Origin of the sequence: Neorhizobium sp. AL 9.2.2, assembly GCF_013317225.1 — a bacterium.
Classification (GTDB): Bacteria; Pseudomonadota; Alphaproteobacteria; order Rhizobiales; family Rhizobiaceae; genus Neorhizobium; species Neorhizobium soli.
On the sequence record NZ_JAALXU010000001.1, the window covers coordinates 75,078 to 90,324 of the forward strand.

Here is a 15,247-nt window from a genome sequence, read left to right on the forward strand (position 1 = left end):
CGAAAAAACCGCCGGAGATTTCTCTCCGGCGGTTGATGGTTTCGGCAGCTCTAAACTTACAGCGTGCGCGTAATGTGCTCCACGCGGAAGCACTCGATCGTGTCGCCTGCGCGGATATCTTCGTAGTTTTCGAACGCCATACCGCATTCCTGACCCATCGGCACTTCGCCGACTTCGTCCTTGAAGCGCTTGAGCGTCTTGAGCTTGCCTTCGTGAATGACAACGTTGTCGCGCAGCAGTCGGACGCCTGCACCACGCTCGACCTTGCCTTCGACGACGCGGCAACCTGCAACCTTGCCTGTCTTCGTGATGTTGAACACCTCGAGGATCTCGGCATTGCCAAGGAAGGTCTCGCGACGTTCTGGCGAAAGCAGACCCGACATCGCTGCCTTCACGTCATCCACCAGATCGTAGATGATGTTGTAGTAGCGGATCTCGGTGCCGGCACGATCGGCCGCTATGCGCGCCTGTGCGTTGGCACGGACGTTGAAGCCGATGATCGCTGCTTCGGAGGATTCGGCAAGCGCCAGATCCGACTCGGTGATAGCACCTGCGCCCGAATGGACGATGCGGGCGCGGACTTCGTCGGTGCCAAGCTTGTCGAGAGCGCCGATGATGGCTTCGACAGAACCCTGAACGTCGCCCTTGATGAGCAGCGGGAATTCCTTGTAGCCGGTATTCTGCAGCTTGCTCATCATCTGTTCGAGCGAACCGCGCTGACCGGACTGGCGAGCAACCGCCTTGTCGCGGGCAAGCCGCTGGCGATATTCGGAAATCTCGCGGGCGCGGCTCTCGTTTTCAACGACGGCAAACTTGTCGCCGGCAGCAGGGGTGCTAGAAAGGCCGAGCACTTCGACCGGCATGGCCGGGCCGGCTTCCTTCACGTGAACACCCTTGTCGGTGACGAGCGCGCGGACGCGGCCCCACTGATCGCCGGCAACGATGATCTGGCCAGGCTTCAGCGTGCCCTTCTGGACGAGCACGGTTGCAACCGCACCGCGGCCACGGTCGAGCTGAGCTTCGATAACGATGCCTTCTGCCGTACGGACCGGATCTGCCTTGAGGTCGAGAATTTCGGCCTGCAGCAGAACTGCCTCGAGCAGCTTGTCGAGATTTGTCTTGTTCTTGGCCGAAACTTCGACGTCGAGAACTTCACCGCCCAGCGATTCCACGAACACTTCGTGCTGCAGCAGCTGCTGGCGCACCTTGTCCGGGTTGGCTTCGTGCTTGTCGATCTTGTTGATCGCCACGATGATCGGAACACCGGCAGCCTTTGCGTGGCTGATGGATTCGATCGTCTGCGGCATCACGCTGTCGTCGGCTGCAACCACGAGGATCGCGATGTCAGTCGCCTGGGCACCACGGGCACGCATGGCCGTAAAGGCGGCGTGGCCGGGGGTGTCGATGAAGGTGATCTTCTGGCCGTTCTGTTCGACCTGATAGGCACCGATATGCTGGGTGATGCCACCGGCTTCACCCGAAACTACGTTGGCCTGGCGGATCGCGTCGAGAAGCGAGGTCTTGCCGTGGTCGACGTGACCCATGATCGTCACGACCGGAGGACGCGACACCATTTCGCCGGCGTCGTCCATCTGGTTGAAGATACCTTCTTCAACGTCCGATTCCGAAACGCGCTTGACTGTGTGGCCGAATTCACCGGCAATGATTTCAGCGAGATCGGCGTCGATGACGTCGCCGGCCTTCATCATCTGGCCTTCCTTCATCAGGTACTTGATAACGTCGACGGCACGTTCTGACATGCGCTGCGACAGTTCCTGAATGGTGATGGTTTCAGGCAGGATGACCTCGCGCATAACCTTTTCGCGGGTTTCCTGCATTTGGCTGCGGCGGAACTTTTCCTGCCGGCGGCGCATGGCAGCCATCGAACGACCACGGCCGGTGCCGTCATCATCAGTGCTGGCAGCGGTGATCGTCAGCTTGCCCTGGCGACGGCCTTCTTCGACCTTCGGGCGTGTCGGTGGCTTGGCAGGAACGGGCGCTGCAACGCGGCCGCGACCTGGAATGGTCCGGGCAGGTGCGCGATCCTCTTCCTCGTCGTTGCGGCGACCACGTCCGATGACGGGGGCGGCAACAGGTGCGGCTCCCGGTGTCGGGCGAGCCGAGTTACGGTTGTCCTGGGTATTGGCGTTGCGATCTGCAGCGGCTGGCGCTGGCGCAACCGGTGCCGGACGCAGAGCTTCCTCGGCGGCGCGTGCCTTGGCTTCTTCGGCCAGACGTGCTGCTTCGGCTGCTTCTTCGACCTTGCGGCGCTCGTCTTCTACCTTACGGCGCGCATCATCCTCGACGCGCTGCTTGGCTTCGACCACATCGCGCGCCTGGGCTTCGACGAGTGCTCGACGGCGTGCATCCATCTCGCTTGCGGACAGGTCGTGCAGGACAGCACCACCCGAACGCTGCGGCTGGCGCTGCGGCTGTGACGGCTGCTGCGGACGCTGGCCCTGATGCGACGAGGGACGCTGACCCTGCGATGACGAAGGGCGCTGGCCCTGCGAAGAACCGGGGCGGTATCCCTGCGATGAAGGCTGCTGGACGCGCGGCTGCGGCGGGCTAGGCTGGCTGACGGGTGCAGCAGGGGCGGGGGTTGCAGGTGCGGCGGCGGCCACAGGGGCGGCTGGTGCCGGCGCTGCAGGGGTTGCCGGCTGCGGGCGTGGCGCTACAGGAGCGGCTGCCTCGACTGGCCGAGGGGCCGGTGCTGCGATCGGTGTAATTGGCTTTTCGTCGAGCGGACGGGTCGGACGGCGCTTGACCGTCTCGACGACGACCGCCTTGGTCCGGCCGCGACCCATGTCCTGGCGCACAGTACCCTGGGTCACACCCGATGGTTTCAGGGTAAGGGTCTTCTTCACGCCCAGTGTCTTGTCGTCGTTGTTATCAGTCATTCCGTTCCTGTTCCTTCGGACAGGAACAGATGGAAGCCATCAGTGCCTGTCGTTCAATTCGTACATATCGATGTGCGTCCGGCAAAAACCGGTAACCGCGTCATTGTTTCGGCATGTCAGCGACACCTTTTGTCTGGGACAGACCGCCCTTGCGGTACTGTTCAAGTAGGTTTGCGCGTTTCACTACACCTTCACCCGCCTGTCCCGCAAGCGCGCAGGCATGGATAAAAGCATTCTGGCCCATCACTTCGTCCAGTTCGGCCCCCGTGAAGAGCAAAAAGGATGGAATTTCTTCCTCGGCATTCGAGCCGAATTTGAAGGCCTTGCGGGCCTGATCGATCTTCCGGATACCGTCTGCCGCAGCGTCTGAGGCATGAAAGACGGCAATCGCGCCGCCGGAGCGAACTGCGGCATCGACCTTCGTCGCGCCCGAAATAAACTGGCTCGCCTTGCGGGCCATGTTCATCATGCCGATCAGATCGGCCGCGAGCAGTCTGTCGACCGTCGCACCCAGATCGGCATCCGCCTTTGCGTCGGTCTTCAACGCGCGGGCGAAGGATTTCTTCTGGACCGCCCGGTCGATCAACGCCCGTTCGGCCTTTACCCAGCAGCCCCGCCCGGGAAGGCGACGCTTGAGATCGGGAACAACCTGGCCATCAGGCCCGGCCACGAAGCGGATCAGCGTTTCCGGTGATCCGGCTTCACGGGTGACGATGCAGGTACGGTCATTCACGATAAGCTCGTCGTCTGCATCGTCGTCTGGTTCATTGCCAATCGGGATCATTCCCGCTCGGCGGCAGGCGCCTCCTCGGCGTCTTCGGCCTCTGGTGCTTCTTCGGTGGCAAGATCAGCCTCGGTGATCCAGCCAGCCAGCAGGCGGGCCTGCACGACCATGTTTTCAGCTTCGGTGCGCGAAACTTCGAACTTCGAAAACAGACCTTCGAACTTCTTGGTCTCGCCGTCCTTGCGCTCGCTCCAACCGACAAGATCATCGGCCGCGCAGCCGGCAAAATCCTCGATCGTCTTGATGCCGTCTTCGCCAAGCGCGACCAGCATCTGACCGGTCAGGCCTTCGATCTGCTTCAGCTCGTCGGCAACACCGAGTGCGACGCGCTTTGCATCGTTTTCAGACTCGATCCGCTCAAGATATTCGCGGGCACGGGTCTGGATCTCGGTCGCGGTATCTTCGTCGAAACCGTCGATGGAGGAGATTTCGTCGAGCTCGACATAGGCAAGCTCTTCAACCGCGGCAAAGCCTTCGGACGCCAGCACCTGGCCAACCATCTCGTCGACATCGAGCGCGTCCATAAACAGGTTGGTGCGCTCGTTGAATTCCTTCTGGCGGCGCTCCGATTCCTCGGCTTCCGTCATGATGTCGATATCCCAGCCGGTCAGCTGCGATGCAAGGCGCACGTTCTGGCCACGACGACCGATCGCCAGCGACAGCTGTTCGTCCGGAACCACGACTTCGATCCGCTCGCTGTCCTCGTCGAGAACAACCTTGGAGACCTCAGCCGGCTGCAGCGCGTTGACGATGAACGATGCCGGATCCTGGCTCCACGGAATGATGTCGATCTTTTCGCCCTGCAGTTCGCCGACGACGGCCTGAACGCGCGAACCGCGCATACCGACGCAGGCGCCGACCGGATCGATCGACGAGTCGTTGGAAACGACAGCGATCTTGGCGCGCGAGCCCGGATCGCGGGCAACGGACTTGATCTGGATGATGCCGTCGTAGATTTCAGGCACTTCCATGGTGAACAGCTTCACCATGAACTGCGGATGGGTACGCGACAGGAAAATCTGCGGGCCACGCTGTTCGCGGCGCACGTCGTAGACATAGGCTCGAACGCGGTCACCGTAGCGCATGTTTTCGCGCGGGATCATCTCGTCACGGCGAATGATGCCTTCGCCACGACCGAGGTCGACGATGACGTTGCCATATTCGACGCGCTTGACGGTGCCATTGACGATTTCGCCGACGCGGTCCTTGAACTCGTCGAACTGACGGTCACGTTCCGCTTCGCGCACCTTCTGGACGATAACCTGCTTGGCAGACTGGGCAGCGATACGACCGAAATCCATCGGCGGCAGCGGATCGGCGATGAAGTCGCCGATCTTGGCGTCAACGTTGCGATCGAGCGCCAGCGTCAGCGGGATCTGCGTGCCGTAATCCTCGGCGACGTCGACCACTTCCAGCAGACGCTGGAGACGGATCTCGCCGGTCTTGGAATTGATGTCGGCACGGATGTTGGTTTCCGAACCATAGCGCGAGCGGGCGGCCTTCTGGATGGCGTCGGCCATCGCAGCCAGCACGATTTCGCGGTCGATGACCTTTTCGCGGGCTACTGCATCTGCGATCTGCAGAAGTTCAAGCCGGTTTGCGCTCACTGCCATTGTCGTTGGTCTCCGTAAGTCGAGCTATGTGCGACCTTCTCAAAGGAAGGCGTGCTGTCGGTTATTCTTCGTCAGTGTCTTCGTCGGTTTCGTCGTTCTGATTGGCGGCCTGCTGCTTGGCCGCCTTGTCAGCCCGCAACGCGTCGCGGATCAGTTCGTCGGTGAGGACAAGCTTTCCTTCGGACAGCGCCGTAAACGGAATGAGCAAATGCTGTGTCTCGCCATCGGCGACCTGATCGCGGTCGATCGTGAAGCCCTCGGACGTGACGTCGGTGATCTTGCCGCGAAAACGCTTGCGATTGTCGACCAGGATCGACGTCTCGCATTTCACGATATGGCCGTTCCAGCGCTCGAAATCGGACTTGCGCACCATCGGGCGATCGATGCCGGGCGACGATACTTCGAGATGATACTCGCGATCGATCGGATCTTCCACATCGAGAACGGGCGAGATCGCCATCGAGACGGCTTCACAGCCCTCGACATCCATCGTGCCATCGTTGCGTTCGGCCATGATCTGCAGCGTCGCGCCATTCTGATTGAGCATCCGGACGCGCACGAGGCGGAAGTCCATGGATGTCAGAACGGGCTCGATGATCTCGGCCACTCTGAGTTCAAGCCCGGTCTCGACGATCAGGCGCGGTTCGCTGTCGGCTTGTGGCATGCGCCCTCCGAATTCGTGCTCCCTGTCCGGTTTCCGGACGAGGGGGAGAAAAGCGATCGCCTAACAAAAAAGAGCGGGTCCGGGAGGGCCCACTCTTCATCGGACGATCAAGAATATGGCCTGCATATACGCTTTCACACCGGCGATTGCAAGACCGCCGCAAGACTCGTCGCATTCGCTCCGGTCCGTGATGGGGTTGGTGACGGCAGATCTCCATCATCAGGCATTTTAGGACATGACGCGGGTGGAATTTGTGGTCTTCAGGTCTATAACCCTTTGGTGACAGTGCCATGATGGGAGGAAGAGACTTGCCCGATCGGATTTCGACGCTGGCGCCGTTTCGGCTGCCGACGTTCCGAATGATCTGGATTGCCAGCATCGCGTCGAATTTCGGTGGGTTGATCCAGGCCGTCGGTGCCGCCTGGATGATGACGGCGATCGCCAGTTCGCAGGACATGGTGGCGCTGGTGCAGGCGTCCAACGCGTTGCCGATCATGCTGTTTTCGCTTGTCGCCGGGGCATTGGCCGACAATTACAATCGCCGAAGCCTAATGCTGACGGCGCAGGTCTTCATGCTGACCGTGTCGATTGCGCTGACGGTGTTTGCCTATCTCGGCCTGCTGACGCCGTGGCTTCTTTTGATGTTCACCTTCCTGATTGGCTGCGGCACGGCGCTCAATAACCCGTCCTGGCAGGCCTCGGTCGGCGATATCGTACCACGCGAAATCCTGCCGACCGCAGTGACGCTGAACAGCGTCGGCTTCAACATCACCCGCAGCGTCGGCCCGGCGATCGGCGGCGCGATCGTCGCAGCAGCAGGGGCTGCCGCCGCCTTCGCGGTCAACGCGATGAGCTATTTCGCCATCATCTACGCACTGGTTCGCTGGAAACCGCAGCGTGCCGACGATTCGCTTCCGCGTGAAACTTTGCTGCGGGCGCTGTCTGCCGGCCTTGGCTACGTCGCGATGTCGCCGAACATTCTGAATGTGCTGCTGCGCGGCCTGCTGTTCGGTCTGACCGCAAGCGCTATTCTGGCCCTTCTGCCGATCGTCGCCCGCGATCTCGTGTCCGGTGGCCCGTTCACCTACGGCATCATGCTGGGCGCTTTCGGCATCGGCGCCGTCGCCGGTGCCATTGCCAATGCGAGGCTCAGGGAAAAGTTTTCGAGCGAGTGGATCGTCCGGTTCGCGTTCGTGGGCTTTGCCGCAAGCTCCGCCGTCATCGGCGCAAGCACGAATACGACGGTGACGGTGATCGCCCTCCTGTTCCCCGGCGCCTGCTGGGTTCTCGCGCTATCGCTGTTCAACACCACCGTCCAGCTCTCCACCCCGCGCTGGGTCGTGGGGCGGGCCCTGTCCTTCTACCAGACGGCAACCTTCGGCGGCATTGCTGCGGGCAGCTGGATGTGGGGTCTACTTTCCGAAAACTTTGGCGCATCGGTTGCACTGTCCATCGCGAGCTTGGCCATGCTCGTCGGCGCTCTCGTCGGATGGCGCATGCCGCTGCCACAGTTCGGCGATGTCAATCTCGATCCGCTCAACCGCTTCAACGCGCCACTTCTGAGCCTCGCGCTGCAGCCACGCAGCGGGCCGATCGTACTGCAGATCGACTACCTCATCGGCGAGGCCGATATCCCCGAATTCCTGACCCTGATGGCACGCCGCCGCCGGGTGCGCATCCGCGATGGTGCAAGGCAGTGGGCCTTGATGCGCGATCTCGAACATCCCGACGTCTGGACGGAGACCTATCATACCGCCACCTGGGCGGACTACGTGCGCCACAATCAGCGGCGCATGCAGATGGATGCGGAAATCTGGGACGCGATCCGCAAGCTGCATCAGGGTGAAGAAGAACCGAAGGTTCATCGCATGATCGAGCGTCAGACGATCCCGCCGCCCTCCGACATCATGCACAAGCCGCATATCGACCTTCACCACTAAGGCGAAGGCTGTGGTCCGTTACTTGAGCCAAGTTTTCAGCGATGCATCCGGATAGCAGGTCGGAGTCAGGCCATTCTTGGCCTGCCAGTCGCCAAGCGCCCGGCGGGTTTTGAAACCCGGCAGACCGTCCACGTTGCCGACATCATACCCCTTGGCCACCAACGCCTTCTGCATGGCAAGCACGTCGGAGCGAAGCATCTTGCCGACGTCACCCCATGAGCCCTCAAAGGCGCCGGCACCATGGGCGATACGATCGGCCAGATTGCCGATGAACAGCGCATAGAGGTCGGAGTTGTTGTATTCCTTCAGCACGTAGAAATTTGGCGTGACGACGAATTCCGGTCCGTTGCGGCCGGCAGGTACCAGCATCATGCCGGATGCCTTGAGATCGGCGGAAGGAAAAGGCTTGCCCGACACGCGGGTGATCCCGGTCGCCGCCCAGGCGGAGATCGGCTTGGCCAGATCCGGGCCTTCCTGGGCGCAGGAAACCTTGGCAGGAATGGAAACCTCGAAACCCCAGTCACGCCCGCGCTGCCAGCCTTCCTTCTGAAGATAGTGGGCGATCGATGCCAGCGCGTCGGGCACGGAATTCCAGATATCCGGATGCCCATCCTTGTCGAAATCGACGGCGTATTTCAGGTAGCTGGTCGGCATGAACTGCGGCTGGCCGAGAGCGCCCGCCCACGATCCCTTCATCGTCGCCGCATCCACGTCGCCGCGCTCGATCATCGTCAGCGCCGCGATCAGCTCCTCGCGGAACATCGGCTTGCGGGTGGACATGAAGGCCTTGGTCGCCAGAACCTCGATCGCTGAATAGGGAAGCCGCGCCTTGCCGAAACCGGACTCGCGACCCCAGATGGCGACGACGACTTCGCCTGGAACGCCATAGGCAGCCTCGATCCGCTTCAGCGTTGCGGCATGCGTCGACGCAAGGCCGCGGCCGGTCGCCGCCAGTCCCTGCAGCCGCTTTTCGGAGAAATAGGCGCCCGGAGAAGAGAACTCCGCCTGGCTCTGATCCTGGCTTTTCGGCGGCTTTGATCCCGGCGGCACCAGATCAGGCAGGCTCCAGTTGAGCGAGATCCCGCTGAATGCGGTCTTCAGCGTCCGCTCAGAAATGCCGGCCTTGCGGGCTTCCGGCCCAAGATCGCTGGCGATCCATCGCTGGAACTGCTTTTCCACATCGGGCTTGTTCTGGGCCATGACGGGTAGGGGGAGCAGGCAAAGGATGGCGCCAAAGGCGATGAGTGTCTTGCGCATGTTCTCTCCTCAGATCGCCGTTCGTGCCCGAAGTGCCGCCGTCAGCGTGCCTTCGTCGAGATAGTCGAGCTCGCCGCCGACAGGAACGCCATGCGCCAGCCGGGTGATCTTGACATCGATGCCGGCCAACTGGTCGGTTATATAGTGTGCTGTGGTTTGTCCCTCGACCGTGGCGTTGACGGCGATGATGATTTCCTTGACCACGCCTTCGCTGACCCGGTCGATCAGTCCGCGGATGTTGAGGTCATCGGGTCCGACGCCATCGAGCGGCGAAAGCGTGCCGCCCAGCACGTGATAGGCCGCGTTCATCGCGCCTGCGCGCTCCAGAGCCCAGAGATCGGAGACATCTTCGCAGACGATCAGCGTCGACTGGTCGCGGCGGATGTCGGTGCAGACGGTGCAAGGATCGGACGTATCGACATTGCCGCAGCGCGAACAGATCTTCACCTTGTCATAGGCCTCGCCCATCGCGTTCGACAGCGGACCGAGCAGCTGGTCTTTCTTCTTGATGAGATGCAACGCCGCCCGGCGGGCCGAACGGGGCCCGAGACCCGGTACTTTCGCCAGAAGCTGGATGAGTTTTTCGATTTCGGGGCCGGTGACTCGCTTTGCCATGGTTCTCCTTTAGCCCATATGCAGGGGAAACGGAATCGACGAAGGACCAGCCGAATGAAACTTCTTAGCCTCTGCCTTGGTCATCCGGAAAAGCTTCCGGGCAAGAGCTACAAGACCGGCATCAACAAGATGCCGATGAAATCTCCGGTCATGATCGACGTGGAAGGCCTGGTCGGCGATGCCGTCTGCAACACGAAATATCATGGTGGCCCGGAGCAGGCGATCCTGCTCGAAGGCAGTCTCACGCTCGACTGGTGGCAGTCGGAACTCGGCCGCGATCTGCCGGATGGCACGTTTGGCGAAAACCTCGTCATCGAAGGGCTCGACAACCGCGACGTGGCCGCCGGTGACTGTTTCCGCATCGGTGCCGAGCTTGTGCTGCAGGCGACATCCGCCCGCACGCCCTGTGCGACGCTTGCCGCCAAGATGGGCGACCCGACATTCGTCAAAGCCTACAGGACGGCTGCTCGCCCCGGCATCTACTGCCGGGTGCTGACGCCGGGTTTCGCATCGGCGGGCGATGCCGTCGAATACAGTGCGTACCAGGGAACGAGGGTTTCCATTCCGGAACTGCTGGCTAAATTCGGCAAGCGTCTGGGGGATGATGACCGGCAGCGGTTTTTATCCGCACCCATCCATGCCGATATGCGAGAGGCAATCGAAGCCGGAAAACCCGCCAAATTCTAGCGAAAAGGCGGGTCTTGCCGACAGGCGGTTCCTAGAGGGAACGCCGATCTCGTCTTAGAACGGCAGCTTCATGCCGGGCGGAATCGGCAGTCCGGCGGTCAGTTCCTTGGTCTTTTCAGCGGTGATTTCCTCGGCCCGGTCCTTGGCCAGCTTGTGGGCCGCAATGATCAGGTCTTCGAGGATCTCGGATTCGTCTTCCTTGAACAGGGACGGATCGATCTTAAGACCCAGCATGTCGCCTTTGCCGTTCATCCGGATGGTGACGAGGCCACCACCGGCCGTGCCTTCGACTTCCAGAGCGGCGATATCCGCCTGCATCTTTTCCATCTTGGCCTGCATTTCCTTGACCTTGCCCATCATGCCCATGATGTCGCGCATCGGGATCTCCTCTTCCTGATTTTTAAAGTTCGATGTCGTCGCCCGGCAGGATATCGCCCTCGGCGCTTTCCACCACGGCTGGCGGCGGCAATTCGTCTGCGTCGATTTCGTCCTCGCTCACGCGGATCCGGACGTCGGTGATCTTTGCGCCGGGAAACTGCGACAGGATCGCTGCGACATCCGGGTCGGAGCGCGCATCGGTCAGCCGCGCTTCGCGCGCCGTTCCCTCTGCCTCGACCAATGTCGGCGAACCGTCTTCCTTGCTGAGGGAGACGATCCAGTGGATGCCGGTCCATTCCTTCAGCTTGACGCCGAGTTCACCCGGCAGCGTCGTTGGTCCGCCGTCGGTCAGTCGCATATCGAGCCGGCCCGGTTCGATCTTCACCAGCCGCACGAAATTGCGCACGAGCGCCTTCAGCTTCGCGTCGCGATTCTTGGAGCAGAGATCGACGATGTCGGCCAGCGAGCGCACCGCAACGCTGGGCTCGGGCTTCTCCTCGACACGGCCGACCGGCATCTCGCGCGGGTTGTCGTTCGGCACGGCTTTCAGCATCGCGGTCGGTCCGCCTGACGGCATCCGCTGCGATTGCATATCGATCCCGCGGGCATTAAGCGGCGGCTGCGATGACGACGTCTGGCCTGCGCCATTGCCGCCGCCGTTCCCATTGGGCGCGCCGCGCTGGCCATCGCCACCGGAAAGGTCGGCAAGCCGCCGCGCCGCGTCTTCCGGCGAGGGAAGGTGGGCGGCATGAGTGAGGCGGATCAGCACCATTTCGGCGGCACCGGCGGGGCGGGAAGAGTTCTCCGCTTCCGGAATGCCCTTGAGCAGCATCTGCCAGATCCGCGACAGGGTGCTGACGGCGATCGTCTCGGAAAATTCGCGACCGCGCACACGCTCCACTTCGCTCAGCGAAGGATCGTCCGCCGCTTCCGGGATATATTTGAAGCGTGTGACGAGATGGGTGAAGTCTGCAAGGTCGGTCAGAACCACGACAGGGTTGGCGCCGGCCTCGTATTGGGCGGTAAATTCAGAAAGGGCAGCCGTCACGTCGCCCTGCACGATCTGTTCGAACAGATCGACGATGCGGGCGCGGTCGGCAAGCCCCAGCATGCCGCGCACGGTATCGGCCACCACATGGCCTGCGCCATGGGCAATCGCCTGGTCGAGAAGGGACAGTCCGTCGCGAGCCGAGCCTTCGGCCGCGCGCGCGATCATCGACAGCGCCTCGGTCTCGGCCGGAATACCTTCCTTTTCCAGGATGGTCGTGAACAGGCCGACCAGATCGGCAGCGCTGATCCGGCGGAGGTCAAAGCGCTGGCAGCGTGACAGGACGGTAATCGGCACCTTGCGGATTTCGGTCGTCGCGAAGATGAATTTCACATGCTCCGGCGGCTCTTCGAGCGTCTTCAGCAGGCCGTTAAAAGCCTGCGTGGAGAGCATGTGCACTTCGTCGATGATGTAGACTTTGTAGCGCGCCGAGACAGGACGATAGCGCACCTGCTCGATGATCTCTCTGATGTCATCGATGCCGGTATGCGAGGCCGCGTCCATCTCGATCACGTCGACATGCCGGCCTTCCATGATCGCCTGGCAGTGCTCGCCGGGGATCCGCAGATCGATCGTCGGGCGGTCGATCTCGGCGGTCTTGTAATTGAGAGCGCGCGCCAGAATGCGGGCAGTCGTCGTTTTGCCGACACCGCGTACACCGGTCAGCATATAGGCCTGCGCAATGCGGCCAGTCTCGAAGGCGTTGGTGAGAGTTCTCACCATCGGCTCCTGGCCGACCATCAGGTCGGAAAAATCCTTGGGACGGTATTTGCGGGCGAGAACCCGGTAGCCACTGCCGGAAGGCGTGGGCGCAGTCGGGTTGCTGGAATATGTCGGCCCGTCGTCGCTCATGAAAATCCTGCCAGCCTGTACGGGCCATTCCGGCCGTCAGAGACTGAGCGCGCCGGATGCTGACCAAGATGAGAGGGTGGGAGGCTGGCACGGCGACCCGTGCCTGGCTCGTTAGGGCTGCTTCCTTCCGGACCTGACCCGGTTGGCGAGTGGCTCGTCCACCACCAACCTCCCACCGCTCATATCGTCAATAACGCTTCCAAATGCAAGCCAAGCCTGTAAAAAACTACGACCAGATAAAAACATTAGGAGGAATGCTTGAGCGAGTTCGAACTGGACGGGCGCATTGCGCGGGACTCCGATCTCATCGCCACCCTCGATCTCTGCCAGCTGCGGATCCAGAATGACAGCCGCTGGCCATGGCTTGTCATGGTACCGCAGCGGGCCGACATGACCGAGATCTTCGAGCTTTCAGAAGCCGATCAGGCGCACCTGTCGGCCGAGGTCAATCAGATCGCGGCGGCTTTGAAAGCCACAACGGGTGCGACCAAGATTAACGTCGGTGCGCTTGGCAACATCGTCCGGCAGCTCCATGTTCATGTGATTGCCCGCTTCGAAGGCGATGCGAACTGGCCGGGCCCGATCTGGGGATACGGATCCGCAGAACCGTATGACAGCGAAAAGAGGCAGGCCCTCGTGAACACACTGATGGAAAAGCTTTCCCGATGAGCAGCATATTCGATACCGATACACCGCATCCCGATCCAAGCAGTCTCACGGCGTTCTCCGGCAACAAGCTCGACCGGCAGGCGGAAAACCGGGAAGACGACTGCATCGAGAAGGCGCTGTCCGTCGATGGCACCCATATCCTCGCCTTTTCCGGCAGCCGGGTCATACTGAAGCACGATGGCCAGATCCTCGATCCGCTGTTTGCCGCCTACGAGCTGGCGGAGCTGAAGCCGGATTTCGACCGGGCCGTGCTGCTCGGCCATCACGAGAACGGTGAGCCGCGCGTCGCTGTCCCGGTCACGATCGCCGATGAAGAACTCGCAAGCCATTACAAGCCGACCGAGGCACGCGCTCTCTTCCGGGAAGGCCTGCTCGATGACGAGCTTCAGGGGGAGGTCGCCCAGGCGGTGTCGCTGCTCAACTGGAATGCCGCCAATATCTTCTGCGGAAAATGCGGCTCGCCCACCGAAATGAAGATCGGCGGCTACAAGCGCGTCTGCACACAGTGTCAGCACATGATGTTTCCGCGCACCGACCCCGTCGTCATCATGATGACGATCGATGAGGAAAACGACCGCTGCCTTTTGGGACGCAGCCATCATTTCCAGGAGGGTATGTATTCCTGCCTGGCTGGCTTCGTCGAACCCGGCGAAACGATCGAACAGGCCGTCAGACGTGAAACCTTCGAGGAATCGGCGATCGAGATCGGACGCGTGCGCTATCACGCATCGCAGCCCTGGCCGATGCCGCATTCGCTGATGATCGGCTGTTTCGCCGAGGCGACGTCGACGGAGATCACCATCGATGCCCACGAAATGTCTGACGTTCGCTGGTTTTCGCGCGCCGAGGTGCAGGCGATGCTGGAGGCAGGCCCGGATGACAAGCCGTTCGGCCCCGCCAAGGGAGCGATTGCCTATCGGCTGATGCGCGACTGGATCGACTGGAAGCGCTGAAAGGAGCGCTTCCGCCCGTCAGCCTTTCTGCAGCGCGCCGCGCATCGGATGGCCCTTGTAGGTCCCGAGAATGCGGACCTTTTCGGAGAAGAAGCGCAGTTCTTCCAGCGCACGCCGCACGGGGGCATCGTCCGGATGCCCCTCGATATCCGCGTAGAACTGCGTCGCCACGAACTTGCCGCCCAGCTGATAGCTTTCGAGCTTCGTCATGTTGATGCCGTTGGTGGCAAATCCACCCATCGCCTTGTAAAGCGCAGCCGGTATGTTGCGCACGTTGAACACGAAGGTGGTGACGATCACGTCGTCCGCCTCGTTGCGCTGCACCCACTTCTCGTCGCGCGACAAAACCACGAAACGGGTGACGTTGTTTTCCGTGTCCTCGACATTTTCTGCGAGGATGTCGAGCCCGTAGAGACTGGCCGCAAGCCGTGGCGCAAGGGCCGCCATCGAGCGGTCGCCCTTTTCGGAAACGAGTTTCGCAGCACCCGCCGTGTCGCCGGCAACAACGGCCTTCCAGCCATTGGCGCGGATGATCTTGCGGCACTGGCCAAGCGCGTGGATATGGCTGTGGACGGTGCGGATTTCTTCGCGCTCCACACCCGGCAACACCATCAGCTGGAACCGGATCGGCATGAAATATTCGCCGACGATATGCAGACGCGATTCCGGCAGCAGGTAGTGAATGTCGGCCACACGTCCGGCGATGGTGTTTTCGATCGGAATCATTGCGAGATCCGAATCACCGTTCTCCAGCGCCTGGAACGCATCCTCGAAGGTCGGGCAGGGCAGGGGTTCCATGTCCGGAAACATGTCCCTGGACGCCATATCGGAATTGGCGCCGAATTCACCCTGGAAGGAAATGCGGTTGGTCGAGGCATTCATGAGGC

At 61.5% G+C, this 15,247-nt stretch carries 13 protein-coding genes and 1 other RNA gene; 4 read left to right on the plus strand and 10 right to left on the minus strand.

The features are described from left to right. Window positions 1-56: 56 nt before the first annotated feature. From infB to rimP, 4 genes are all read right to left on the minus strand, one after another. Entirely contained in the window at window positions 57-2,900 is a 2,844-nt protein-coding gene (gene infB / locus G6K99_RS00375) for a translation initiation factor IF-2 (protein WP_062578571.1), read from the minus strand. Between the two features lie 100 nt (window positions 2,901-3,000). Then, complete coding sequence (locus G6K99_RS00380; RefSeq protein ID WP_062578573.1) at window positions 3,001-3,684, minus strand: RNA-binding protein; 684 nt, start codon at window positions 3,682-3,684, stop codon at window positions 3,001-3,003. Beyond that, entirely contained in the window at window positions 3,681-5,297 is a 1,617-nt protein-coding gene (gene nusA, locus G6K99_RS00385; RefSeq protein ID WP_062578575.1) for a transcription termination factor NusA, read from the minus strand. Before nusA ends, G6K99_RS00380 begins: the two co-directional genes overlap by 4 nt. A 61-nt stretch (window positions 5,298-5,358) precedes the next feature. Continuing rightward, a complete protein-coding gene (gene rimP / locus G6K99_RS00390; RefSeq protein WP_174195403.1) occupies window positions 5,359-5,961 on the minus strand; it encodes a ribosome maturation factor RimP in 603 nt (200 codons plus the stop codon). A gap of 290 nt (window positions 5,962-6,251) precedes the next feature. Here rimP and G6K99_RS00395 point away from each other — a divergent pair, with 290 nt between their 5' ends. Beyond that, entirely contained in the window at window positions 6,252-7,901 is a 1,650-nt protein-coding gene (locus G6K99_RS00395; RefSeq protein ID WP_174195404.1) for an MFS transporter, read from the plus strand. A gap of 18 nt (window positions 7,902-7,919) precedes the next feature. Here G6K99_RS00395 and G6K99_RS00400 read toward each other — a convergent pair whose 3' ends face one another. Continuing rightward, on the minus strand, window positions 7,920-9,101 hold the full coding sequence (locus tag G6K99_RS00400) for a lytic murein transglycosylase (protein ID WP_244631364.1): 1,182 nt from the start codon (window positions 9,099-9,101) through the stop codon (window positions 7,920-7,922). 66 nt (window positions 9,102-9,167) lie between these two features. Beyond that, window positions 9,168-9,773 carry a recombination mediator RecR gene (gene recR, locus G6K99_RS00405; RefSeq protein ID WP_174195406.1) on the minus strand — a complete coding sequence of 202 codons (606 nt, stop codon included), beginning with the start codon at window positions 9,771-9,773 and terminating at the stop codon, window positions 9,168-9,170. Window positions 9,774-9,827: 54 nt separating this feature from the next. On the opposite strand from recR, the gene G6K99_RS00410 reads away from it, so the two are divergent. Further along, entirely contained in the window at window positions 9,828-10,460 is a 633-nt protein-coding gene (locus tag G6K99_RS00410; RefSeq protein WP_174195407.1) for an MOSC domain-containing protein, read from the plus strand. Window positions 10,461-10,514: 54 nt separating this feature from the next. Here the strand turns inward: G6K99_RS00410 and G6K99_RS00415 are convergent, their stop codons facing one another. The 3 genes from G6K99_RS00415 to ffs form a co-directional block, all read right to left on the minus strand. Further along, window positions 10,515-10,838, minus strand: a complete 324-nt coding sequence (locus G6K99_RS00415) for a YbaB/EbfC family nucleoid-associated protein (RefSeq protein ID WP_062454196.1) — start codon at window positions 10,836-10,838, stop codon at window positions 10,515-10,517. Between the two features lie 22 nt (window positions 10,839-10,860). After that, entirely contained in the window at window positions 10,861-12,738 is a 1,878-nt protein-coding gene (locus G6K99_RS00420; protein WP_174195408.1) for a DNA polymerase III subunit gamma/tau, read from the minus strand. Between the two features lie 76 nt (window positions 12,739-12,814). Next, window positions 12,815-12,911, minus strand: an RNA gene (gene ffs / locus G6K99_RS00425) — signal recognition particle sRNA small type. A gap of 85 nt (window positions 12,912-12,996) precedes the next feature. On the opposite strand from ffs, the gene G6K99_RS00430 reads away from it, so the two are divergent. Together G6K99_RS00430 and nudC are read left to right on the plus strand one after the other, a co-directional pair. Further along, window positions 12,997-13,407 carry an HIT domain-containing protein gene (locus G6K99_RS00430; RefSeq protein ID WP_174195409.1) on the plus strand — a complete coding sequence of 137 codons (411 nt, stop codon included), beginning with the start codon at window positions 12,997-12,999 and terminating at the stop codon, window positions 13,405-13,407. After that, the gene (gene nudC, locus G6K99_RS00435) at window positions 13,404-14,360 is read left to right on the plus strand and encodes an NAD(+) diphosphatase (protein WP_174195410.1); all 957 of its coding nucleotides are present in this window, start codon (window positions 13,404-13,406) and stop codon (window positions 14,358-14,360) included. The genes G6K99_RS00430 and nudC overlap by 4 nt, the downstream gene beginning before the upstream one ends. Window positions 14,361-14,378: 18 nt before the next feature. Here nudC and G6K99_RS00440 read toward each other — a convergent pair whose 3' ends face one another. Further along, window positions 14,379-15,242, minus strand: coding sequence for a prephenate dehydratase (locus G6K99_RS00440; protein ID WP_062454192.1), 864 nt, complete (start codon window positions 15,240-15,242; stop codon window positions 14,379-14,381). Window positions 15,243-15,247: the final 5 nt, after the last annotated feature.